Source organism: Mycobacterium sp. PSTR-4-N, assembly GCF_022348085.1.
GTDB lineage: Bacteria > Actinomycetota > Actinomycetes > Mycobacteriales > Mycobacteriaceae > Mycobacterium.
The window spans coordinates 18,493-41,464 of the sequence record NZ_JAKRFN010000021.1 but is presented as its reverse complement, the minus strand read 5'-3'; the positions used below and the strand labels follow the sequence as shown (position 1 = coordinate 41,464).

General features: G+C 68.5%; 20 protein-coding genes. 11 read left to right on the top strand and 9 right to left on the bottom strand.

The window, feature by feature from the left end; genetic code table 11:
* Positions 1-85 precede the first annotated feature (85 nt).
* Genes MHN84_RS23110 through MHN84_RS23100 form a run of 3 tightly spaced genes read right to left on the bottom strand, consistent with a single transcriptional unit; the run spans position 86 to position 3,389 of the window.
* On the bottom strand, positions 86-1,921 hold the full coding sequence (locus tag MHN84_RS23110; protein WP_241206854.1) for an acyl-CoA dehydrogenase: 1,836 nt from the start codon (positions 1,919-1,921) through the stop codon (positions 86-88).
* A 33-nt stretch (positions 1,922-1,954) separates the two neighbouring features.
* Complete coding sequence (locus MHN84_RS23105; protein WP_241206853.1) at positions 1,955-2,476, bottom strand: dihydrofolate reductase family protein; 522 nt, start codon at positions 2,474-2,476, stop codon at positions 1,955-1,957.
* Between the two features lies 1 nt (position 2,477).
* Positions 2,478-3,389 (bottom strand): helix-turn-helix domain-containing protein, encoded by a 912-nt coding sequence (locus MHN84_RS23100; RefSeq protein WP_241206852.1) that lies wholly within the window; start codon positions 3,387-3,389, stop codon positions 2,478-2,480.
* Between the two features lie 233 nt (positions 3,390-3,622).
* Here MHN84_RS23100 and MHN84_RS23095 point away from each other — a divergent pair, with 233 nt between their 5' ends.
* From MHN84_RS23095 to MHN84_RS23080, 4 genes are all read left to right on the top strand, one after another.
* On the top strand, positions 3,623-4,303 hold the full coding sequence (locus MHN84_RS23095) for an SDR family oxidoreductase (protein WP_241206851.1): 681 nt from the start codon (positions 3,623-3,625) through the stop codon (positions 4,301-4,303).
* A 168-nt stretch (positions 4,304-4,471) separates the two neighbouring features.
* Complete coding sequence (locus MHN84_RS23090) at positions 4,472-5,215, top strand: 1-acyl-sn-glycerol-3-phosphate acyltransferase (RefSeq protein ID WP_241206904.1); 744 nt, start codon at positions 4,472-4,474, stop codon at positions 5,213-5,215.
* Positions 5,215-6,849: an acyl-CoA ligase FadD12 gene (fadD12, locus tag MHN84_RS23085; RefSeq protein ID WP_241206850.1), complete on the top strand. Its 1,635-nt coding sequence runs from the start codon at positions 5,215-5,217 to the stop codon at positions 6,847-6,849. Before MHN84_RS23090 ends, fadD12 begins: the two co-directional genes overlap by 1 nt.
* Positions 6,842-8,077 carry an alpha/beta hydrolase gene (locus MHN84_RS23080; protein WP_241206849.1) on the top strand — a complete coding sequence of 412 codons (1,236 nt, stop codon included), beginning with the start codon at positions 6,842-6,844 and terminating at the stop codon, positions 8,075-8,077. Before fadD12 ends, MHN84_RS23080 begins: the two co-directional genes overlap by 8 nt.
* A 3-nt stretch (positions 8,078-8,080) precedes the next feature.
* Here the strand turns inward: MHN84_RS23080 and MHN84_RS23075 are convergent, their stop codons facing one another.
* Both MHN84_RS23075 and MHN84_RS23070 read right to left on the bottom strand, forming a co-directional pair.
* Positions 8,081-9,496, bottom strand: coding sequence for a wax ester/triacylglycerol synthase family O-acyltransferase (locus MHN84_RS23075; RefSeq protein ID WP_241206848.1), 1,416 nt, complete (start codon positions 9,494-9,496; stop codon positions 8,081-8,083).
* 27 nt (positions 9,497-9,523) lie between these two features.
* Positions 9,524-10,747 carry an alpha/beta hydrolase gene (locus MHN84_RS23070; protein ID WP_241206847.1) on the bottom strand — a complete coding sequence of 408 codons (1,224 nt, stop codon included), beginning with the start codon at positions 10,745-10,747 and terminating at the stop codon, positions 9,524-9,526.
* Between the two features lie 159 nt (positions 10,748-10,906).
* Between MHN84_RS23070 and MHN84_RS23065 the strand changes: the two genes are divergently transcribed.
* Positions 10,907-11,821, top strand: a complete 915-nt coding sequence (locus MHN84_RS23065; protein WP_241206846.1) for an alpha/beta hydrolase — start codon at positions 10,907-10,909, stop codon at positions 11,819-11,821.
* Between the two features lie 3 nt (positions 11,822-11,824).
* Here the strand turns inward: MHN84_RS23065 and MHN84_RS23060 are convergent, their stop codons facing one another.
* A complete protein-coding gene (locus MHN84_RS23060; RefSeq protein WP_241206845.1) occupies positions 11,825-12,844 on the bottom strand; it encodes a MaoC family dehydratase in 1,020 nt (339 codons plus the stop codon).
* A 38-nt stretch (positions 12,845-12,882) separates the two neighbouring features.
* On the opposite strand from MHN84_RS23060, the gene MHN84_RS23055 reads away from it, so the two are divergent.
* The 3 genes from MHN84_RS23055 to MHN84_RS23045 are packed head-to-tail and all read left to right on the top strand — an operon-like array spanning position 12,883 to position 15,557.
* On the top strand, positions 12,883-14,043 hold the full coding sequence (locus tag MHN84_RS23055; protein ID WP_241206844.1) for an acyl-CoA dehydrogenase family protein: 1,161 nt from the start codon (positions 12,883-12,885) through the stop codon (positions 14,041-14,043).
* Positions 14,044-14,772: a GntR family transcriptional regulator gene (locus MHN84_RS23050; protein ID WP_241206843.1), complete on the top strand. Its 729-nt coding sequence runs from the start codon at positions 14,044-14,046 to the stop codon at positions 14,770-14,772. It begins immediately after the preceding gene.
* A gap of 56 nt (positions 14,773-14,828) precedes the next feature.
* A complete protein-coding gene (locus MHN84_RS23045) occupies positions 14,829-15,557 on the top strand; it encodes an SDR family oxidoreductase (protein ID WP_241206842.1) in 729 nt (242 codons plus the stop codon).
* Between the two features lie 4 nt (positions 15,558-15,561).
* Here MHN84_RS23045 and fadD4 read toward each other — a convergent pair whose 3' ends face one another.
* The 3 genes from fadD4 to MHN84_RS23030 all read right to left on the bottom strand — a co-directional run bounded on the left by fadD4 (position 15,562) and on the right by MHN84_RS23030 (position 20,354).
* Positions 15,562-17,082, bottom strand: coding sequence for a fatty-acid--CoA ligase FadD4 (gene fadD4 / locus MHN84_RS23040; protein ID WP_241206841.1), 1,521 nt, complete (start codon positions 17,080-17,082; stop codon positions 15,562-15,564).
* A gap of 142 nt (positions 17,083-17,224) precedes the next feature.
* The gene (locus tag MHN84_RS23035) at positions 17,225-19,054 is read right to left on the bottom strand and encodes a phosphoenolpyruvate carboxykinase (GTP) (RefSeq protein ID WP_241206840.1); all 1,830 of its coding nucleotides are present in this window, start codon (positions 19,052-19,054) and stop codon (positions 17,225-17,227) included.
* A gap of 208 nt (positions 19,055-19,262) precedes the next feature.
* Positions 19,263-20,354 (bottom strand): hypothetical protein, encoded by a 1,092-nt coding sequence (locus MHN84_RS23030; protein WP_241206839.1) that lies wholly within the window; start codon positions 20,352-20,354, stop codon positions 19,263-19,265.
* A gap of 55 nt (positions 20,355-20,409) precedes the next feature.
* Between MHN84_RS23030 and MHN84_RS23025 the strand changes: the two genes are divergently transcribed.
* The 3 genes from MHN84_RS23025 to MHN84_RS23015 are packed head-to-tail and all read left to right on the top strand — an operon-like array spanning position 20,410 to position 22,952.
* The gene (locus MHN84_RS23025) at positions 20,410-21,456 is read left to right on the top strand and encodes a hypothetical protein (protein WP_241206838.1); all 1,047 of its coding nucleotides are present in this window, start codon (positions 20,410-20,412) and stop codon (positions 21,454-21,456) included.
* Between the two features lie 24 nt (positions 21,457-21,480).
* Positions 21,481-22,269 carry a tRNA (guanosine(46)-N7)-methyltransferase TrmB gene (trmB, locus tag MHN84_RS23020; protein WP_241206837.1) on the top strand — a complete coding sequence of 263 codons (789 nt, stop codon included), beginning with the start codon at positions 21,481-21,483 and terminating at the stop codon, positions 22,267-22,269.
* On the top strand, positions 22,266-22,952 hold the full coding sequence (locus MHN84_RS23015; RefSeq protein WP_241206836.1) for an NYN domain-containing protein: 687 nt from the start codon (positions 22,266-22,268) through the stop codon (positions 22,950-22,952). The genes trmB and MHN84_RS23015 overlap by 4 nt, the downstream gene beginning before the upstream one ends.
* The last annotated feature ends 20 nt before the right edge of the window (positions 22,953-22,972 follow it).

Here is a 22,972-nt window from a genome sequence, read left to right as displayed (position 1 = left end):
TTTCTTCCCGCGAGAAGACGCGAACTCGAGCGCGACACGCCGCGAAGAGCTCGAGTTCGCGTCTGGTCGCCGAAAACACGGGACCCTAGAACGCGGCTTCGGGGACGTCCATGGCCGTCAGGTCGACCGCCTCGAGGATCGCCCGCCGCGCCGTCAGCACCGGCAGCATGTTCTTGGCGAAGAACAGCGCGGTCGCCACCTTGCCCGTGTAGAAGTCGCGATCGCGTGCGCTCGGCGAGCCGTCCAGCGCAGTCAGCGCGATCTCGGCCTGATGCAGCAGCTGCCAGCCCAGCAGCAGGTCGCCGACCGCCAGCAGGAACGGCACCGACTCCAGCCCCACCCGGTACAGCTCCTGCGGGTTCTGCTGCGAATCGATCAGGTACTTCGTCATCGCCGCGACCATGGCCTGCACATCCGCGACCGCGGTCGCGAGCAGCGCGCGACCCTCTGCCAGTTCCGGACGGGCCGCGCCATCGTCGAGGAACGCCCGGATCTGCGTCACCACATGCAGCAGCGCGCCTCCTTGATCGCGGGCGATCTTGCGGAAGAAGAAATCCTGCGCCTGGATCGCGGTGGTGCCCTCGTAGAGCGAGTCGATCTTGGCGTCGCGGATGTACTGCTCGAGCGGATAGTCCTGCAGGAAGCCCGAGCCGCCGAGGGTCTGCAGCGATTCGGTCAGGCACTGGTAGGCCCGCTCCGACCCCACCCCCTTGACGATCGGCAGCAGCAGGTCGTTGACCCGGTCGGCCATCGACGCGTCGGCGCCCGACACCACCGCCGCCACCGCCGGATCCTGGTGGGCGGCGGTGTAGAGGTACAGCGCCCGCAGCCCTTCGGCATACGCCTTCTGCGTGAGCAACGCCCGGCGCACGTCGGGATGGTGGATGATCGTCACCCGCGGCGCCGACTTGTCGGTCATCTGGGTCAGATCGGCGCCCTGCACACGCGACTTCGCGTACTCCAGCGCGTTCAGGTACCCGGTCGACAGGGTCGCAATCGCCTTGGTGCCCACCATCATTCGCGCGTACTCGATAACCTTGAACATCTGTGCGATGCCGTTGTGGGTGTCGTTGACCAGCCAGCCCACCGCCGGGGTGCCGTGCTGGCCGAACGTCAGCTCGCACGTCGCCGAGGCCTTCAGACCCATCTTGTGCTCGAGCCCGGTGACGAAGACACCGTTGCGCTCGCCGAGCTCACCGGTCTGCGGGTCGAAGTGGTACTTGGGCACGATGAACAAACTCAAGCCCTTGGTTCCCGGGCCTGCACCCTCCGGGCGAGCGAGAACCATGTGCACGATGTTGTCGAACAGGTCGTCGCCGTCGCCGTTGGTGATGAACCGTTTGACGCCGTCGATGTGCCAGGTGCCGTCGGGTTGCTCGACGGCCTTCGTGCGGCCGGCGCCGACGTCCGAACCGGCGTCGGGTTCGGTGAGCACCATCGTCGCGCCCCAGTCCCGCTCGATCATCAGCGAGGCCCAATGCCGTTGCTGCTCATTGCCGATCGCGTAGAGGATGTCGGCCATCTTGGGGCCGGCCGAGTACAGGAACACCGCGGGCTGCGCACCCAGAGCGAACTCGTTGATCGCCCACTCGACCATCGACGGCACCGGGACGCCTCCGATGTCGGACACCATGCCGACCCGCGACCACTCGCCGTCGCGCCAGGCGCGGAACGTCTTCTTGAACGGCTCGGGGATGCTGACGACGTGGGTGGCCGGGTCGAACGTGGGAGGCGTGCGGTCGGTCTCGGCGAAGGATTCGGCCAGCGGACCCTCGGCCAGCTTGGCGGCCTCGTGCAGCATCTGCCGCACCGAGTCGCCGTCGAGATCGGAGAAGTCACCCGTCGCGAGCACCTTCTCCAGCGCCAGCGTCTCGAACAGGTTGAACTCGATGTCGCGGACGTTGCTGCGGTAGTGGCCCATGGTGGGCCAGACTATGCCGAAACGGCGCTCCCGTCAGGCTTTACGCCAGTGCGCGCAGACGAAATCGGCGTTGCGGGCCGTGGAGACCAGCGTCCACTCCGAGCGCGCAGGCAGCACCGGCGAGCCGGCGCCCAGCGTGCACGGCGCATACGACACGATCATCTCGTCCACCAGTCCCGCCCCGACGAACTGCGCGGCCACCTCGCCGCCGCCCACCACCCAGACGTGCCCATCTCCGGCCGCCTCGACGAGCGTCGGGAACAGGTCGGTGACCTCGCCCGCGAACGTGTGCACGGCGTGGCCGGGGTCGACGATCTCCGGGCGGTGCGTCATCACCCAGGACGGCTGGCGGTACATCCACTCCCCCGGGTGGTTGGCCAGAATCCACTCGTAGGTGTCGGCGCCCATCACGAGCGCGCCCACCGACGCCAGGAACGGGTCGATGGCGAAGGGACCGTCGGCGTCGATGTCGCGGGTGACGAGCCACTGCAGGCTCGCGTGCTCGTCGGCCACGAAACCGTCGAGGCTCGAGGCGGTGTAGTAGATGCATGCCATGTCAGGTCCTCATCCAGTCCAGGGGATCGCCGCGGCCGGTGTCGACGCCGTGCTCGGCGAGCATCGTCCGGGCCAGTTCCCGGCGGTGCGCCGAATAGGTCAGGACGTGCGCGACGATCCCGTACAGCGGGAACGATTCCGGCGGTTCGCACAGGGCGTCGATGACGGTGTCGCCGAGCCTGCCCGCCGCGGCGTAGTCCGCGATCGTTGTGCGCCAACGCTTTCCGATGTCGGTGTGGAAGGCCGCGAGAGCAGCGGCGCCGACCGACCGGGTAGGGGCCCGCGCCGGGAAGTCCTCTCCGGCGATGGTGGCCAGCCACACCTGTTTGCTCCAGACGATCGCGCCGAGCACGGCCCCGACGCTCGGTTCGGGGCCATCCCAGTCCAGCACCGTCTGGCCCGGCCGGATCGGCGCCGTCCACTGCTGCGGGCTCAACCGCGTGGCGCGGCCGAGCAGGTGCTCGGTGTCGGCGAGGTCGTGGTCGATCATCAGAGCCGTCACATCCGGCACGGCGGCCGGAGACGGCGTGCTGTCGATCCAGAGCGCCTGCGGCGGGTGGAAGTGCAGCCCGTTGGGCGCGGGCAGACGGAAGTGCACATCGGCGGCCTGCGAGGGTGGGCGGCCGTAGGTGCGCCGGAACGCCCGGGAGAACACCTCGGCGGACGACCAGCCCTCCGCGGCGGCGACGGCCGCCACCGGTTCGCCGCGCTGCAGCCGCCAGGCCGCCCGTTCGAGCATGACGCGGCGCCGCAGCGCCGCCGGGGATTCGCCGGTGAGCCGCCGCACCTCCCGCGAGAAGTGGAATTCCGACGCGTGGCTACTGCGGGCCATCGACCCGACATCTCCGTTGTCCGCGGCGGTGACCGCGTCGAGGAGTTCACGCAGCCGATCGCGCCCCGAAGGTTCCGTCACGGAATCCGAGTATCGTCGCCGATCGCCGTGGCCACCATGACGATTCCTGCTGTGCCGCGGGACCGAAACAGGCCGGAAAGCCCTGTGGCGGGAGCCCCCGACCGGGTCCCGCCACATTGCGCATCAACCTACCGTCCGGTGCCCTCCCCCGCGTTCTTTTCGATGCCGGACTTTTCGGCGACCCTCCTGCGTTCAGTGTGCTATACCCAGCAGTGACATCAAGGGAGCCCGACATGACCACCGACCACATCACCGCACTCGTCACCGGCGCCAACCGCGGCCTCGGCCGCCGCTTCGCCGAACAGCTCCTCGAACGCGGAGCGACCGTGTACGCCGCGGCGCGCAACCCGGAGAGCGTCGACCTGCCCGGGGCGATCCCGCTGCAGCTCGACATCACCGACCCCGAATCCGTCCGCCGCGCCGCCGAGACCGCGAGCGACGTCAACGTCGTGATCAACAACGCCGGGGTCTCCACTCAGGCGGGGCTGCTCGACGGCCCGATCGAGGACATCCGGCTGGAGATGGAGACTCATTACTTCGGCACCCTTGGCGTCACCCGGGCCTTCGTGCCCGTACTGGAACGAAACGGTGGCGGTCGCATCCTCAACGTGCTGTCCGTGCTCTCCTGGTACCACCCCGCGACCAGCGGCGCGTACTCGGCGGCCAAAGCCGCCGGCTGGGCGCTCACCGATGCGGTACGCGCCGAGCTGGCACCGCGCGGCATCCACGTCGCGGCACTGCACGTCGGCTACATGGACACCGATATGGTCAGCTACATCCCCGCAGATCAGAAGACCGATCCGGCGGTCGTCGCCCGGCTCGCCCTCGACGGCCTGTTCGCCGGCGACAACGAGATCCTCGGTGACGAACTGACCCGAACAGTGAAGGCACACCTGGCCGGCACGCCACAGTGACAGGATGGTCGGCACGGCGCCGGCCATCCCTTGGGTAGACTGGCCAAAACTAGAACACGTTCCAGTCATCGCGCTCCAGGGGGTCCCGTGAACTCGACCGACATCACGCCGTCCGAGATCACGCCGTCTGAGATAACGAAGTGGGACCCCGTGCTCACCGAGCGGGTGATGGGGCTGCTGCGCCCCTTCCTGAAGGGCTACCACCGAGCCGAGGTCCGGGGTCTGGACACCTTTCCCGCAGGCGGGGCGCTGGTGGTGTCCAACCACTCGGGCGGGCTGTTCGCGATGGACGTCCCAGTGTTCGCCAGCGGCTTCTACGAGAAGTTCGGCTTCGATCGCCCCGTCTACACGCTCAGCCACGACATGCTGATGGTCGGCCCCACGGGCGCGTTCTTCAAGAAGGCCGGCTTCATCCCGGCCAATCACCGCAACGCCGACGAAGCGCTGCGCTCCGGCGGCGTCGTCGTGGTGTTCCCTGGTGGGGACTACGACGTGTACCGACCCACCCTGTCGGCCAACAAGATCGACTTCGGCGGGCGCACCGGGTACGTGAAAGCGGCCCTGAACGCCGGCGTGCCGATCGTGCCGACCGTCGGGATCGGCGGACAGGAAGCTCAGCTGTTCCTGTCCCGCGGCACCGACATCGCCAAGGCCCTCGGCCCCATCGCGCGTGCGTTCCGCACCAAGATCCTGCCGATCTCGTTCGGCTTTCCGTTCGGCCTGTCCATGGTGGTGCCACTCAATGTGCCTCTGCCGGCGAAGATCACGATGCAGACGCTGCCGCCGATCGACATCGTCGCCGAGTTCGGGGAAGACCCCGACATCGACGAAGTCGACGCACATGTCCGGCACGTGATGCAGCGGGCCCTCGACGACCTGGCCGCCCAGCGCCGGCTGCCGGTGATCGGCTGATGGGCCTTCTCGATCCGATCACCAGCACCGCCGGGTTCGTGTCGACCCTTGTGCGCGCCGGCGTGATCGCGCCGATGCGGCCGGACAAGTACCTGCGCATCGGCGCCGCCATGCAGCGCGAGAACATGGCGGTCACCTCCGGATTCGCCGCCGCCGCCCAGCGTTGCGGCGACCGGGCCGGATTGGTCGACGAGCTCGGTGTGCTGACATGGCGCCAGATCGACCGACGCGCTGACGCATTCGCCGCCGCACTGCAAGCCCAGCCCGGCGGCGCGCCCGACGTCGTCGGCCTGATGGCCCGCAACCACCGCGGCTTCGTCGAGACGATGATCGCGGCCAACCGCATCGGCGCCGATGTGCTGCTGCTCAACACGTCGTTCGCCGGCCCGGCGCTGGCCGAGGTGGTGGCGCGCGAGAGCGAGGGCCGCTCGCTGGTGCTCGTGTACGACGAGGAATTCACCGACACCGTCGACCGCGCGCTGGCCGAACACCCCGACACGCCGCGGATCGTCGCGTGGACCGACACCGACGATCACGAACAGACCGTGGAATCGATGATCGAGGTCCATGCCGGGCAGGAACCGCAGAGGGCGTCGACCAAGAGCCGAACCATCCTGCTCACCTCGGGCACCACGGGAACACCGAAGGGCGCCAGCCATTCCGGGGGCGATCCGAGCGTGCTCAAGTCCATCCTGGACCGCACCCCCTGGCGAGCCGAACAGCCCGTCGTCGTGGTCGCGCCGATGTTCCATGCATGGGGCTTCTCGCAATTGGTGTTCGCGGCGTCGATGGCGTGCACGATCATCACCCGCCGCAAGTTCGATCCGGAGGCGACGCTCGATCTGATCGATCGGCACCGCGCGACCGGATTGTGCGTGGTGCCGGTGATGTTCGACCGCATCATGGAGCTGCCCGACGAGGTGCTCGACCGTTACAGCGGGCGGTCCCTGCGGTTCGCCGCGGCGTCGGGCTCCCGGATGCGCCCCGATGTCGTCATCGCGTTCATGGACCGGTTCGGTGACGTGATCTACAACAACTACAACGCGACCGAGGCGGGCATGATCGCGACCGCCACCCCGCGCGACCTGCGTGCCGCGCCGGACACGGCGGGCCGGCCGGCCGAGGGCACCGAGATCCGCATCCTGGACAGCGATTTCCGGGAACTGCCGGCCGGTGAGACCGGCGCCATCTACGTACGCAACTCCACGCAGTTCGACGGCTACACCTCCGGGGCAACCAAGGATTTCCACGACGGGTTCATGTGCTCCGGTGACGTCGGCTACCTCGATGACGAGGGCCGACTGTTCGTGGTGGGCCGTGACGACGAGATGATCGTCTCCGGTGGGGAGAACGTCTACCCGATCGAGGTGGAGAAGACGCTGACCGGCCACCCCGATGTGGCGGAGGCGGCCGTGCTCGGCGCCGACGACGAGAAGTTCGGTCAACGTCTGGTGGCCTTCGTCGTGCTGAAGCCGGGTTCGTCCGCCGATCCGGACTCGCTCAAGCAGCACGTGCGTGACAACTTGGCGAATTACAAAGTGCCGCGCCAGATCACGATTCTCGACGAGCTGCCCCGCAGCATCACCGGCAAGATCTCCCGCAAGGACCTGCAGAACCTCATCGACCATGCCTAAACCCCGCCCGCTGCTGCGGGCTGTCGCCGAACTACTCAACGCGGCCAACGGTGTCCGGCCGCTGGCCCGCGAGGGCTACCTCACCATCGGGGTGTTCGCGTTCGGCTGGCCCACCTCGGAGATGTCGGTGCTCTACATGGCCGGTTCCATGGCCGATGCGGTACGCCGCGGCCTGCGCGGCGATTTCCGCGGCACCCGCGGCCGTATCGCGCTGGCGCTGACCGCCGTCGCGTGGGCACTGCTGTGGCTCATCCAGCGTCGAAACGTGGCGTCCCAACCGCACTTCGAAGACCCCCTGCGGGACGCGCTCGGCGACGACTACCAGGACATCGCCGACAAGGCCAAGGCTCGTCGGCGCCGATTGATCGGCATTCCGCCCAACGACTTCGTGCGCCGGCGCTACGTGGAGAAGGCCGCCACCGTGTCGTACGGACCGCACGGCGGCGCCAACCGCGCCGACATCTGGCGTCGCGCGGATCTCCCACGGGACGGCAAAGCACCTGTGCTGCTGCAGGTCCCGGGGGGCGCCTGGTCGATCGGGATGCGCCGCCCGCAGGCCTATCCGATGCTCAGCCATCTGGCCGACCACGGCTGGGTGTGCGTGTCGATCGACTACCGGGTCAGTCCGCGCAACACCTGGCCCGACCACATCGTCGACGTCAAACGGGCCCTGGCGTGGATCAAGGACAACATCGCGGACTACGGCGGCGATCCGGACTTCGTCGCGATCTCCGGCGGCTCGGCCGGCGGGCATCTGTCGGCGCTCGCCGCGCTGACCGCCGATGATCCGACGCTGCAACCCGGATTCGAGGACGCCGACACCTCGGTGGTGGCCGCCGTCCCGATCTACGGCCGCTACGACTGGGTGTCCGCGGAAGGCAGCGGCCGCAAGGAGTTCATCGCGTTCCTGCAGAAGTTCGTCGTCAAGCGGCCGTTCCGGACTGACCGGGCCGTCTACCGTGACGCGTCGCCGATCCTGCGGTTGCGCGCCGACGCACCGCCGTTCTTCGTGCTGCACGGCCAGGACGATTCGATCATCCCCGTCGGGGAGGGGCGGAAGTTCGCCGAAGCCCTGCGCGAGGTGTCCAGCTCACCGGTGGTCTACGCCGAGATCCCGCACGCGCAGCACGCGTTCGACTTCTACTACGGATCGCCGCGCGCCCACTACACCGCCCAGGCGGTCGAGGAGTTCCTGTCCTGGGTGCAGGCCACCCGCGTGAAAGGCTGACCGTCAGGGCGCGAGCGCGGTGTCGATCTCTGTCAGCTGCTCGGAAAGCCCCGCGGCGCGGCGGATCTCGATGAACGCCTGAACCATGGCGTCGGTCAGTTCGTGAGGGTCCTCGAGTGTCTTGCCGTCGGCCAGTACCGAGATGTTGAGCTGGTCGACATAGCTCCACACCGTGATGTTCAGACCGCTGCCCGCGGTGAGCGGTCCGACCGAGTACAGGCCCGTCACCAGCGCACCACCGACCTTCGCGCGCTCACGCGGCCCCGGCACGTTGGAGATCGGCAGGTTCATCACCTTGTTCTGGCCGTCCTTGGCCGAGAGCCACCGGAACATCGCCTCGGCGGGGGCCGGTGGGAAGTAAGCAGACCAGCGGCTGACCAGCTCCGGCCCCAGCAGGGTGTTGCTCTCCTTGCCGGCCGCCGCGGACTCGTGCGCGGCGCGCACCCGTTCCAGCGGATCCTCCACCTCGACGGGCAGGCTGACCAACACACCCGTGAAGTAGTTGCCCGAGATCCGGTCCGGGGAGAAGTCGAAGCTCACCGGCACCGACGCCAGCAGCGGGTGATCGGCATGACCGTCGTAGCGCAACAACAACTCTCGAAGGGCGCCTGCCGACATCGACAGCACCATGTCGTTGATCGTCACCCCGAGGTGCTTGGCGGTCTCCTTCACGTCGGCCAGCGCCACGGTGGCCGTCGCGAACCGGCGGGTCGCGTCGAGCATGTGATTCATGAAGGTCGGTGGCGGGGTGAAGGGTCTCGTCAGTTCGGGCGACAACTTGTGCTGGCTCTCGCGGACCCGGCGCACCCCCTGCGCGGTGTAACTCACCACCGACGGAAACCGTCTGATCTGGCGGAGGTGGTCGGTGAACGCCGACCGGACCAACTCGCCGCGGGTGGGGGCCGGATCGGTCGCATACGAATCGCGATCGACCTGCGTACCCTGCAGGTCCATTCCTCGCGCCAGCAGATTCGCCGACGCCACACCATCGGCCAGCGCGTGATGGATCTTGCCCAACACCGCAATCCGGCCTTCGGCCAGACCCTCGATCAGATACATCTCCCACAGCGGCCGGCTGCGGTCCAACGGGGTGCTCGCGAGCCTGCCCACCATCTCGTCGAGCTGGCGGCGGCCCCCGGGCTCGTCCACCCGGCAGGACCGCACGTGGTAGTCGAGATCGACCTCGGCGTTCTCCCGCCACATCGGATGGTGGAACTTGAACGGGATGTCGATGAGCTCGTAGCGGAAGGGGTCGAGCTTGTAGAGCCGGCTGTGGATGACCGTGCGCAATTCCTCGACACCGAAGCGTGCCCCGTCGAGCCCGGCGAGATCGATGATCGCCAGCTTCAGCGTGTGCATGTGGACGTTCGGCGTCTCGCTGTACAGAAGGACAGCGTCCCACCCGCGGAGCCTCTTCACAGTCCCGACACCTCTCCTCCGAGGTGTCTATATAACCTCTTTGGCCCCGAGGAGACTGCGATTTCGATGGATGTGGTTGAGGAACAAGCCGATTGCCGTCGCAGCCGCACCGGTGCGGGCGCCGTCGGTCATGTCGAAGCCGTGTCCGGCACCGGGCAACTCGACGTAGCTGACCACCGACCGAGACACCTCCTTCAACCGGTCGACGAAACTGCGGGCCTGCGCGACCGGGATCACGCTGTCGCCGGTGCCGTGCATGACCAGGAACGGCGGCGCCTCGGCATGCACACGGGCGATCGGTGATGCCTTGCGGAAGATGTCGGGATGCTTGGCCATCGAGCGACGTACCACCACCCGCTCGAGGAAGTCGACGAACCGGACCCGCTCGACCGTGGACTTGTCCTCCCAGTCGTAGCGGCCGTAGATGCCGATCACCGCGTCGACCGACGTGTCCGACCCCTCGGGCAGCTCACACTGCATCTCGGGGTCGTTGGCCGTCAATCCCGCCAGCGCAGCCAGGTGCCCGCCTGCCGACGTGCCCGCGATGGTCACGAAATCGCGATCCCCACCGAACTTGTCGACATTGGCCCGCGCCCAGGCGATCGCCGTCTTCACATCGGTCAGGTGCGCCGGCCAGGGGTGGTGCGGCGCGACGCGGTAGTCGATGGACAGACAGACCCAGCCCTTCTCGGCGAGATGGGACATCAACGCATAGCCCTGCAGCATCCTGCTGCCGTGCACCCATGCCCCACCGGGCACGAACAACAGCACCGGGGCCGGCTGCGCCGGCAGATCGTCACGGCGCCAGACGTCGAGCAGCTGCGTGGGGCGCGGACCGTACCGCACGGAGGTCCGGTGGACGTTGCGCCGGTGCTCCCGCATCTTCCAGACCGGCGGGGTGCGCTCGGCCGCCGGCCAGTCGATGTCGAGGTCCTTGGCCGACACCACACTGCGCAGCGCCGCCTGGGTGACCTCGTTGGTGCAGTCGCGATCGCGCTGCTTCGACTCGGCGTCATTCGGCGTCAGCAGGCCCTTGACCGTGGCGTTCAGGAACTCGGGTGCGTGGCGGGCACCCCAGATGCCGGCGGCGGTGAGAGCACCGAGTGGTTCGAGGTGCTTCCCGATCACCGGCAGGGAGGCACTCGCGACACTGGCCGCCAGCAGGTAATCGCCGGGGCCCGCCTTCATCAACCACTGCAAACGCGTGGTCAGGGTGGGCCCGGGATACCGGATGTCCGGCCTTTCGGTCATGGCGGCTACCGTACCCCCACCCCTGCTGCTCAAACTGACATTCGGCACAGGGTTGTCTACTGTTTTCCAGCTGTGGTCCATCTGTGACGACATCTCGACTGAATCTGCAGGTCAGGGGCTCCCCAGGGGATCCGCGGCGATACTGCGCATACTGAACCGATGGCCCGCTCCAAACCCGTCATCGATTTCCACCCTGAACTGCGCCGTAGCGCACGTCTGCTGCCCAAACAGATGATCACCCCGGTCACGCTGCCGTTCGTGCGGGCGGCGTCACGACTGATGTGGCGCTCCGCCCCGGCGGACGTCGACGTGCTCACGCTGGGCTCCGGCGTGTCGGTCCGGCTGCACCGGCCGGCCGGCGTGTCCTCCCCCGGCCCGGCGCTGTTGTGGATCCACGGCGGCGGGTACGTCATCGGCGACGCCGCTCAGGACGACGAGCTGTGCCGGCGCTTCGCGCGGGAACTCGGTGCGACCGTCGCCGCGGTGAATTACCGCCTGGCACCGGAACATCCGTACCCGGTCCCGCTCGACGACTGCTATGCCGCGCTGTCGTGGTTGAGCGAACTGCCGTCGGTCGATCCGGCCCGGGTGGCGATCGGCGGCGCCAGCGCCGGCGGCGGCTTGGCCGCCGCGCTGGCCCTTCTGGCCCGTGATCGCGACGAGATCCCGCTGGTGGCACAGCTTCTGGTGTATCCGATGCTCGACGACCGCACCGTCGGGCGCGCCGATCTGGAGAATCCCGGCCATCGGCTGTGGAACCAGACGAGCAACCGATTCGGCTGGCAGGCCTATCTGCGCGACGCGGACCCCGACGTGGCCGTCCCCGCCCGGCGCACCGATCTGGCCGGGTTGCCGCCGGCGTGGATCGGGGTCGGCACGCTGGATCTGTTCCACGACGAGGACCTCGCCTACGCGCAGCGGCTGCGTGATGCCGGCGTGTCGTGCGAGGTGACGGTGGTGCCGGGCGCGTTCCACGGCTTCGACGGCATCGCTCCGAAAGCCGATGTCTCGCAGTCGTTCTTCGCCAGTCAGTGCGCGCTGCTGCGGAGCGCCTACGCGACTTCGGCGGCGTGAGGCTCAGCCCACCAGAGCGGTGAACACCCAGTCGAGGACCGCGCGGTCGGCCCCGTCGCCGTCCACGTCGTCGGTGACGGCGTAGACGACCGAGCGTAGCCGCACCGTCACGCCGTTGCCGTCGGCACGCGGTTGGGACGCCTCGATCGTGAGATCGCTGTAGAGAGTGTCGCCTTCGTGCACCGGCGCGGTGTGCCGGCAGGACTCCCACCCCTCGACGACGACCAAGTTGGGGAGCAGCCGGGTGGCCTGCGCCAGCGCGAGGCCGATGGTGTGGCCGCCGTACACGAGCCGCTTTCCCGACACCCTCGAATCATGATGCGTTGCAGCGATATTGAGCGTCAACCGGGCCAGTTCGGGGGCGCTGCTCACCACGTCGGCCGAGCTGCGCAGCACCGTGCCGACCGCCGGGGTGGACCCGGAGCCGGAAACCCGGGACCGAAAGGCGTCGATGTCCCAGTGGGCGACGAGATCGGCGGGTGAACCGGCCGCGGCACCGATGGCGTCCATGTCATCGCGGTTCCCGGTACTGACGGTGTCGGCACTGAGCGGCAGCATCGCGCAGCGGTGGAAGTCGAGCACGAGCCGTCCGTCACCGTCGGTGGTCGTCACGCGCAGCGCGGCCAGACCGGTGGCCCGACGCCCGGGCTTGGCGGAATTCTGCTTCAGACCAACGACTTCCGTTCGGGTGGACAACGTATCGCCGATGACCGGGAAGCGGTGGAACGTCAACCCGCGGTAGAACAGATTGGCCATGACCCGCTGGGTGACGTGTGTCGACTGTCCGATCGCCACGTCGCAGACCAGCGCGGGATGAGCCAGGGGCGCGACCTCACCCGTCACGGCGGCCGAGAGCCCCGCATCGAGGGGGAGCCGCATCCGGTCGCCGAGGATCGCGTGGTGCGTCGCCGCCACACCGGAAGTCAGCGTCATCGACGGTGCGGAGTCGAAGACCTGACCGACGTGCAGATCGTCGAAGAAGGGCCCGCTTGCGATTTGGCCGTACAAATCCACAAGCCGCATGCTGGCACTTCTCCGCTCAGCATGTCAACATCGATGCCATGGCCGTACATATGCTCGACGCCGACGAGGCGATGCTGGTCGACACGGTGCGGTCGTTCATCGATCGAGAGGTCAAGCCCGGCGTTCGGGAGATCGAGCACGCCAACACCTATCCCGAGGAATGGATCGAGCAGATGAAACAGCTCGGGATCTACGGCCTGGCCGTGCCCGAGGCCTACGGCGGCACCCCGGTCTCCACCCGCTGCTACGTGCTGATCACCCAGGAACTCGCCCGCGGGTGGATGAGTCTGGCCGGTGCGATGGGCGGCCACACCGTGGTCGCCAAACTGCTCGCCCTCTTCGGTACCGAGGAACAGAAACAGCGGTATCTGCCTGCCATGGCCACCGGGCAACTCCGCGCGACGATGGCGCTGACCGAGCCCGGCGGTGGCTCGGACCTGCAGAACATGACCACCACTGCCCGCCCCGACGGTGACGACCTCCTCATCAACGGCGCCAAGACATGGATATCCAACGCCCGCCGCTCCGGGCTGATCGCGCTGCTGTGCAAAACCGATCCCCACGCGACACCACGGCATTCCGGCATCTCCATCGTGCTGATCGACAACCCCACGCCCGGCCTGACCGTCTCCCGCGACCTCCCCAAACTCGGCTACAAAGGCGTCGAATCCTGCGAGCTGTCGTTCGACACCTGCCGCGTCCCCGCCACCGCCATCCTCGGCGGCCAGCCCGGCCACGGGTTCGCCCAGATGATGAAAGGGCTGGAGACCGGCCGCATCCAAGTCGCCGCCCGCGCCCTGGGGGTGGCCACCGCCGCCCTCGACGACGCGCTGGCCTACGCCCAGTACCGCGAGAGCTTCGGCCAGCCGATCTGGAAACACCAAGCCATCGGCCACTACCTGGCCGACATGGCCACGCACCTCACCGCCGCCCGCCAACTCACTCTGCACGCGGCCGACTGCTATGACAGCGGGGCGCGTGCCGACATGGAGGCCGGCATGGCCAAACTCTTCGCCTCCGAGACCGCGATGACCATCGCTCTCAACGCCGTTCGCATCCACGGTGGTTATGGCTACTCGACCGAATACGACGTCGAACGCTACTTCCGCGACGCCCCCCTGATGATCGTCGGCGAAGGCACCAACGAGATACAACGCAACGTCATCGCCGCCCAACTCGTCGCCCGCGGCGGCATCTAGATGAAGCCCGCACCGGCATATCGGGTACTGCGCGACCGGCTGCGCGACGAGATCCGCAGCGGCCGGTACGCCGGGGGCGCGCGGCTGCCGACGGAGTCGGAACTATCTGCGCTGCACGGTCTTTCGCGTCAGACCGTGCGGCGCGCATTCCAGGATCTGGTCGCCGACGGCATGGTGTACCGAGTGCCCGGCCGGGGCACCTACGCGGGTGGGGACCGCCGCCGCTACCTACGTAGCCTCGGCTCGATCGACGATCTGATGAGCCTGTCCGACGACACGACGATGGAAGTGCTCGACGGACTGCGCCGCCGCGTCGACATCGACGCGGCCAGCAGGCTACGTCTCGACGGCGACGTGGTCCACACGGTCGTCTTCCGCCGACTGCACGACGGGATACCGTTCGGTCACACCGTCGTTCATCTGCCGCCGGAGGTGGCGTCGATGGTCACGGCATCGGCCGACCTACGCACCGGGGCACGAAGTAGGCACACGGTGATCGGGCTGCTCGAGCCACACCTGAGCAGCCCGATCGCCGAGGCTGCGCAGTCCATCACGGTGGGTGCCGCCGACGCGGGGTCGGCGACGGCTGTCGGATGCGAAACGGGGCATCCGATGCTGCGTGTCGACCGGCTCTATCGCGACACCGAGGGCCGCGCAGTCGAACTGGCCGTCAGCCATTTCCTCCCCGAGCAGTACACCTATCGCGTCACCCTGCACCGTTCGAGCTAGGTGCCTGGGTGCACCGCACCCTGGATCCCGGTCACGCGGCCCGTGAAGCTCGTCTCATGAGCGATTCCAAGATCATCATCGTCACCGGTGCCAGCAGCGGGATCGGCGAGGCCGTGGCCGAACGGCTTGCCGCCGAGGGCCATCACGTGGTGGCCGGCGCGCGGCGGGCCGACCGCCTGGAGGCGCTCGTCGAGCGCGTCAGGGCGAACGGCGGCAGCATCGAGGCCCGCACTCTCGACGTCACCGACCGGTCCGCGGTCGGTGCCTTCGTGGACGCGACGGTCACCGCGCACGGCCGCTTGGACGTCATCGTCAACAATGCCGGGGTGATGCCGCTGTCGCGGCTCGACGCGTTGTCGGTCGACGAGTGGAACACCATGATCGACGTCAACGTGCGTGGCCTGCTGCACGGCATCGCCGCCGCCCTACCGCACTTCCAGCGTCAGGGCGCCGGCCACTTCGTCACCGTCGCGTCGATCGGGGCCCACGAGGTGGTGCCCACCGCCGCCGTCTACTGCGCCACCAAGTACGCCGCGTGGGCGATCACCGAGGGGCTGAGGCTCGAGGTGGACCCGTCGATCCGGGTCACGACAGTGTCTCCCGGCGTCATCCAGTCCGAATTGGCCGACACCATCACCGATTCCACCGCAGCCGCCGCCATGCGGGACTATCGCGCGGCCGCGATCCCGCCGGACTCCATCGCCCGCGCGATAGCGTACGCAGTCGGCGAACCGGCCGAGGTGGACGTCAACGAGATGATCATCCGGCCGGCACGCCAGCGCTGAGGGCTCAGGAGTACTTCGCGATCAACTCCTGCTTGTACAGCTTGCCGGTGTCGGTGCGCGGCAGCTGCGCTTCGAACGAGATGGATCGCGGACACTTGTAGTGCGCCAACCGATCTCGTAACCACGCGACCAGCTCGGCGGCGAAGGCGTCCGTGGCGTCGGCCGGATCGACGGTCTGCACCACGGCCTTGACCTGCTGGCCCATCTCGTCGTCGGGAATCCCGAAGACGGCGGCATCCATCACCAACGGGTGTGTGACGAGCAGGTTCTCGGCTTCCTGGGGATAGATGTTGACGCCGCCGGAGATGATCATGTGGTGCCGGCGATCGGTCAGGTAGAGGAAGCCCTCCTCGTCGAGATATCCGATGTCGCCGACCGTCTTCCAGCCGCGCGGATCACGTGACTTCTCGGTCTTGTCGGGATCGTTGAGGTACTCGAAGTCGTTGCCGCCCTCGAAGTAGATCTCTCCAGGGTGCCCAGGCGGGAGCTCGTTGCCGTCCTCGTCGAGAATGTGGACGACACCGCCCAGCGGCTTGCCGACCGACCCCGGGTGGGTCAACCAGTCCTCGGCGAAGATCAGCGTCGAGCCGTGCGCCTCCGAGGACGCGTAGTACTCGTCGACGATCGGCCCCCACCAGTCGATCATCTGCTTCTTGATGTCGACGGGACACGGTGCAGCGGCGTGCATCACGCGCTGCAGGCTGGACACGTCGTAGGAGGTGCGGACGTCCTCGGGCAGCTTCAGCATCCGGGTGAACATGACCGGCACGAACTGCCCGTGCGTGACCTCGTGCTTCGCGATCGCGTCGAGAGCGCCCTCGGCGTCGAACTTCTCCATCACCACGGTCGTGATGCCGGCGGCCTGGGTCTGCATCGACCACACCGATGGCGCGGTGTGATAGAGCGGCGCGGGGCTCAGATACACGGCGTCGGGGTGCATCCAGAACTGCACGAGCGCAGCCATCAGACCCGGCGCCTCGGACGGCGGAACGTGCGGCAGTGCGCGTTTGATGCCCTTCGGCCGGCCTGTCGTACCCGACGAGTACTGCAGCAGATCGCCCTCGATCTCGTCATCGATCGCAGTATCCGGCTGTCCCGCAACACATTCCGGGTAGCTCTGCCAGCCCTCCAGCGAACCGTCGGTGACGATGCGCACCGGCGGCAGACCGTTCGGCAGTTCGGCTTCCAGGCCCGCGAGGGTGTCGGCGAGCTTGCCGGACCCGACGATCGCCTTGGCCGAGCTGTTGTCGATGATGTAGGCCGCCTCCGCGGCGGTCAGGTGGGTGTTGATGGGGACGTAGTACAGCCCGGCGCGACGCGCGGCCCACATGACCGCGTGCATGTGCTGGTTGTTCTCCATCAGGATCGCGACGGCATCGCCCTCGACCAGACCGGCATCGCGGAACAGGTGCGCCAACCGATTGGCCCGGGCCTCGAGCTCGCCGAACGTCACCACCGTGCCGGATGGATACATGATGATCGCGGGCTTGTCGGGGGTGGCAACAGCGGTGTCGCGGATCTGCATGCAGAGAGGATACGTCGAGATACTTGACAGGTGTCAAGCAGGCTCCGAGCGTGCTCTCAAGCCCCGCGAGCGCGCGCAAAATGCCACGCTGAGCGGCGCGTCGGCGTGCAGACACGCGCGCTCGCGGGACAACGGGCTCTACTTACTCCGCTTCGGCGAGGCGGGTCTTCAGCGCGTCGAACTCGTCCTTGATGCCGGTGGGCAGCTTCTCGCCGACGAACTCGAACCACTCCTCGATCAGCGGCAACTCCTTGCGCCACTCCTCGGGCTTGACCACCAACGCCTCGTCGACGTCGGCGGCCGACACGTCCAGACCCTCGAGGTCCAGATCCGCGGCGGTGGGCACGATGCCGATCGGGGTGCTCTTGCCGTCGGCCTGGTGCTCGATGCGCTCGATCGCCCACTTGAGCACCCGGCTGTTCTCACCGAAGCCCGGCCACAGGAAGCGGCCGTCGTCGCCGCGCCGGAACCAGTTGACGAAGAACACCTTCGGTAGCTTGGACTCGTCGGCCTCCTTGCCGATGTTGATCCAGTGCTGGAAGTAGTCGCCGACGTTGTAGCCGAGGAACGGCAGCATCGCCATCGGGTCGCGGCGGACGGTGCCGACCTTGCCCTCGGCGGCGGCGGTCTGCTCGGAGCCGAGCGTGGCGCCGATGAACACGCCGTGCTGCCAATCGCGGGCCTCGGTGATCAGCGGCACCGTGGTCTTGCGGCGGCCCCCGAACAGGATCGCCGAGATCGGCACGCCCTGCGGGTCGTCCCACTCCGGCGCCAACGTCGGGCACTGCGAGATCGGCGTGCAGTACCGCGAATTCGGGTGCGCCGCTTTGGTTTCGGTTTCCCGCAGGATGTAGTCGTTGCCCTTCCAGTCGATCAGGTGATCGGGCTCGCCTTCCAGACCCTCCCACCACACATCACCGTCGTCGGTCTTGGCGACGTTGGTGAACACGGTGTTGCCCGCCGCGATCGTCTTCATCGCGTTGGGGTTGGAGTCCCAGTTGGTGCCGGGCGCGACGCCGAAGAAACCGAACTCGGGGTTGGTCGCGTACAGCCGGCCGTCCTTGCCGAACCGCATCCACGCGATGTCATCGCCGACGGTCTCCGCGCGCCAGCCCGGGATCGTGGGCTGCAGCATCGCGAGGTTGGTCTTGCCGCACGCCGACGGGAACGCCGCGGCGATGTAATAGGCCTTGTTCTCCGGCGAGATCAGCTTGAGGATCAGCATGTGCTCGGCGAGCCAGCCCTCGTCGTGCGCCATCGCCGAGGCGATGCGCAGCGAGTAGCACTTCTTGCCCAGCAGCGCGTTGCCGCCGTAACCCGAGCCATAGCTCCAGATCTCACGGGTCTCGGGGAAGTGGGTGATGTACTTCGTGTCGTTGCAGGGCCAGGGCACGTCCTTCTCGCCCGGTTCCAGCGGCGCACCGATCGAGTGCAGGGCCTTGACGAAGAAGCCGTCGTCGCCCATCTTCTCCAGCGCCGCCGCACCCATCCGGGTCATCGTGCGCATCGACACGACCACGTACTCACTGTCGGTGATCTCCACACCGAGCTTCGGGTCCTCGGCGTCGAGCGGCCCCATGCAGAACGGCACCACCCACATCGTGCGGCCGCGCATGCTGCCGCGGTACAGACCGGTCATCAGCTCCCGCATCTCGGCGGGGTCCATCCAGTTGTTGGTCGGTCCCGCGTCGATCTCCCGCTCGCTGCAGATGAAGGTGCGCGACTCCACGCGGGCGACGTCGGAAGGGTCGGACAGCGCCAGGTAGGAGTTGGGTTTCTTGTCGGGGTTCAGCTTCTGGAAGGTGCCGGCCTCGACGAGCTGATCGCACAGCCGCTCGTACTCCTCCTCGGACCCGTCCGCCCACGCGACACGATCGGGCTGTGTCAGCTCGGCGATCTCGCGCACCCAGGCGAGCAGCCCCTCGTGCTCGGTGGGTGCGGAATCCAGTCCCGGAATGGTCGCTGCGGTCATTGGCGTGTCGTCTCCTGCACTGTTCCGGCGCGTCGGCCTGTGCGGCCCGATCGAAGATCCTGGGAGGAACGTACGCCGCCGTCACCGACCTGGACGTGGTCTTGACAAACCGGTTCCGACCCTCCTGACCTTCGAGGTTAACGCGGGTGACATACCCGGGGAAATCCAGGATCATGTCCGATCACTCACAGGAACGATTCAGATGAGCTCACGTCGGCCCGGGTCGTCCAGCTACCGATCGGTAACCACGAAATCCGTCGCCTCCTGCCCACGCGGGGGCGCTCTGGGCGGCGTCGAGCGCCAGTAGTCGGCCCGCCACCGCGTCCTCGAGCTCGATGCGCAACGCGGCGACGACATCGCCCGCCCAGCGCTCCCAGTGGGCGCGGTCGTGCAGCAGACGCCGGGCTCGCACCACCCAGGCACTCAGCGCGATCCCGGCCACCCCTCCCGCTGCGGACGCCCAGCCCGGCCCGACGGCGAACGTCGCGGTCAGCCGGGCCACCACCAGCGCCACCCCGACACCGAAGCCCACGCCCAGCACCGCCATCAGCTGGGTCTCCAGCCGCCGCCCAGCCGCCGGAAGCAGCATCGGCGGGCACCCCGGCACACCCGGCGTGAGGGTCGTCTCTCCGACCCCACGCATGAACTGCGTCTCGACGTCGGCCCGCACCTGCGCACAGCGGGCGTGAACCCGGTCCTCGACCTGTCCACGGCGCCGCATCGTGGACACTTCGGCGACGAGCTCGGCGCGCGCCGCGATGCACCGCTGTCGGACCGTGGACGTCAGCTCGATGCGCAGCTGCTGGAGCTGGTAGCGCCGGCGGGTGTGCGCGGCCCGCTCGGTCTCCCGGGCGCGTGCCGCGCTGCGCCGGGCCAGCGTCGGATCGGCCAGCTGCGCCGCGAGCGCGGCGGTCAGGTCGTCGACGCGCGCCGGTCCCAGCCGCGGCGCCGCCGCAGCCGTCACCCAGGTGAAGCGGGGTAGCCGGGCAGCATTGGCGGCCAGCACCTGCCGCCAGGCGCGATGGTCGTCGATCTTGTTCACGACCGCGATGGCGGCGTCGCAGGCGGCGGCGACGGTCGCGGCCAGGCCGCTCTCCGCCGGTGTCATCGGCGCGGTGGCCGACACCACCCACACGACGGCGACGGGGGCGTGGCCGGAGGGCAGCTCGTGCACCTCGACGAACCGGTGGTCCGGCATGCGCTCGTGCAGACGCGCGACGACGCTGCTCACCCCTGCCCGAGCGGCTCCGGCCACCAGCACCACGGGCGCCCGGGCCTCGACGCGAACCGGCTGAGCCACCGCACGACTCGAGCAGCCGGAGGCTGCCACGCCTGATGTCGGCGGCGCAGCGGCGGTGCAGCTCGTCGAGCGGACCGCGCGACAGGTGGTGGAAGCGCAGCGCCCGGCGCAGGTGGGCGCCGGGACCGGCGTCGGCGTCGCCGCGATCCACCGTGGCGCCCGCGGCCTCGACCAGCTCGACAGCCGCAGCCATCACCGCGACCACGACGTCGTCGCCGTCCAGTCGCGCCGCGAGCTGCTCGTCGTCTCGCTCCGCGGCGAGCAGACGCAATGTGTGCACCGCCGTCACGCAGCGCCGATAGTGGACTGCCGCAACGGTCCTGCCGATTGCGGCGCGCAGGGCGTCGACGCCGCTGAGCGCGCGCAGCCGGGCGGTCACCTCGTCGCCGGCCATCCCTGCCGACACGGCGAGGATCGCGTGCGCCAGCCCGAAGCGGTCCAGTCGATCGATCAGATCGCGGCGCACCTCGGTCGGCAGCGGGTGATCGCAGCACGTGAACGCGTCCACCGACGACACGTCCGCCGGCGTCTCCACCAGCGCGCGCAGCGCCGCGATGTCGTCCTCGCCGATCCGCACCCCGGCCAGCAGCGCGACCGCCGGCACCACCGGTACGCCCAGCATCACCTCGAACTCGACGGCCGCGGCCTGCGCGGCACGCAGAGGTCCACCCGCGACCGCGCCACCCAGATCGGCCTTGTTCAGCACCGCCACCGTCGCGTCCGTCACGCCCGCACGGTCCTCGTCGGTGAGCGCCTCCGCGACGACGAGCACGTCGACGTCGGCGGTCTCGCCCGGGGCGGCGGCCCGAGCACCGACAGAGCAGGCCACCGTCCTGACGCCCACCCCGGCCCGCCCGCGCACGGCTACCCTGACGGGAGCACGCAACAGTCGCTCCACGTCGGCGACATCGGGATCGGGTCCCTCGGCGGCCAGCGCGGCCACCACCTCAGCCAGCTCACCCGGCATACCTCCGCCCCCGTCCGGTGGGCCCCCGCCCGCCTGTCCAGTGATCGTGGCATCCGAATCGACCAGCTCGACGCACCAGTTGTGCCCGAGCCGGCTCATACCAGCCGAAGGCAACTGTTGGGTATCAATCTGTAACACGATGCAGGGAGTGACTCCGCGATGAGCGACGATGGATCGATGCGGGTGCCAGGTTCCAGTGAGGTCGATGACGACCTGGACAGGGACACACCGGACAGATCGGCACCTGCGGTGCACCATCCCCGCCGGGTCACCAGCTTCCGCGCCCGCCGGTCCACGATCTCCGATCGCCAGCAGGCCGTCTGGGACGCCCGCTGGCCCGAGCTGGGGCTCCTGGCCCGCACCGGGGACGAACCGCCCGCCCCCCTCGACACCGACGCCTGGTTCGGCAGGCACGCCCCGCTGGTGCTGGAGATCGGCTGCGGGACCGGGACCTCGACGCTGGCGATGGCGCAGGCCGAGCCCGACCTCGACGTGATCGCCGTCGAGGTCTACAAGCGCGGATTGGCCCAGTTGCTGTCCGCCATCGACCGCGAGGACGTCGGCAACATCCGGCTCATCCGCGGCGACGGCGTCGACGTCCTCAGCCACATGCTCGAATCCGGGTCGCTGACCGGCGTGCGCGTCTTCTTCCCCGATCCGTGGCCCAAGGCCCGCCACCACAAGCGGCGCTTGCTGCAGCCCGACACCGTCGCGCTCATCGCCGATCGGCTGCGCCCCGGCGGGATCTTCCATGCCGCCACCGATCACCAGGGCTACGCCGAGCAGATCGCCGAGGTCGGCGACGCCGAGCCCCGGTTGCGGCGCGTCAGTCCGGATGCCGACTCACCCATCTCGCTCCCCATCTCGGTGGACCGGCCCGAGACCAAGTACGAGCGCAAGGCCCTCGCCGGACCCGTCGTCACCGAACTGCTGTGGGCAAGGTCATGAGCCTGACGAGCGACATGGCCGATCACATCGCCGATGACGACGGCACCGCCCCCACCGCGCCGGCGCGGGTGCTGCTGGTGTGGGACGCCCCGAACCTCGACATGGGCCTGGGCGCGATTCTCGGCGGCCGGCCGACCGCGGCGCACCGACCCCGCTTCGACGCGCTGGGGCGGTGGCTGCTCGCCCGTACCGCCGATCTGTCCACCCAGAACCCGACCGGCACCGCGCTGGAGCCCGAGGCCACGGTGTTCACCAATATCGCGCCCGGCAGCGCCGACGTCGTGCGCCCCTGGGTCGAGGCGTTGCGCAACGTCGGTTTCGCCGTCTTCGCCAAACCCAAGATCGACGAGGACAGCGACGTCGACTCCGACATGCTCGCCCACATCGCGCTGCGCCGTGGGGAGGGGCTGGCCGGGCTGATCGTGGCATCGGCCGACGGTCAGGCGTTCCGCCTTCCGCTCGAGGACATCGCTCGTGACGGGATCGCTGTCCAGGTTCTCGGATTTCGCGAACATGCCAGTTGGGCGTTAGCGTCGGATACCTTGGAGTTCGTCGATCTGGAGGACATCCCTGGTGTCTTCCGGGAGCCGCTACCGCGAATCGGGCTCGATTCGCTACCCGAGCAGGGCGCGTGGCTGCAGCCGTTCCGGCCGTTGTCCTCGCTGTTGGCGTCTCGTGTCTAGAACAGTGGGTAAGCCTGGTC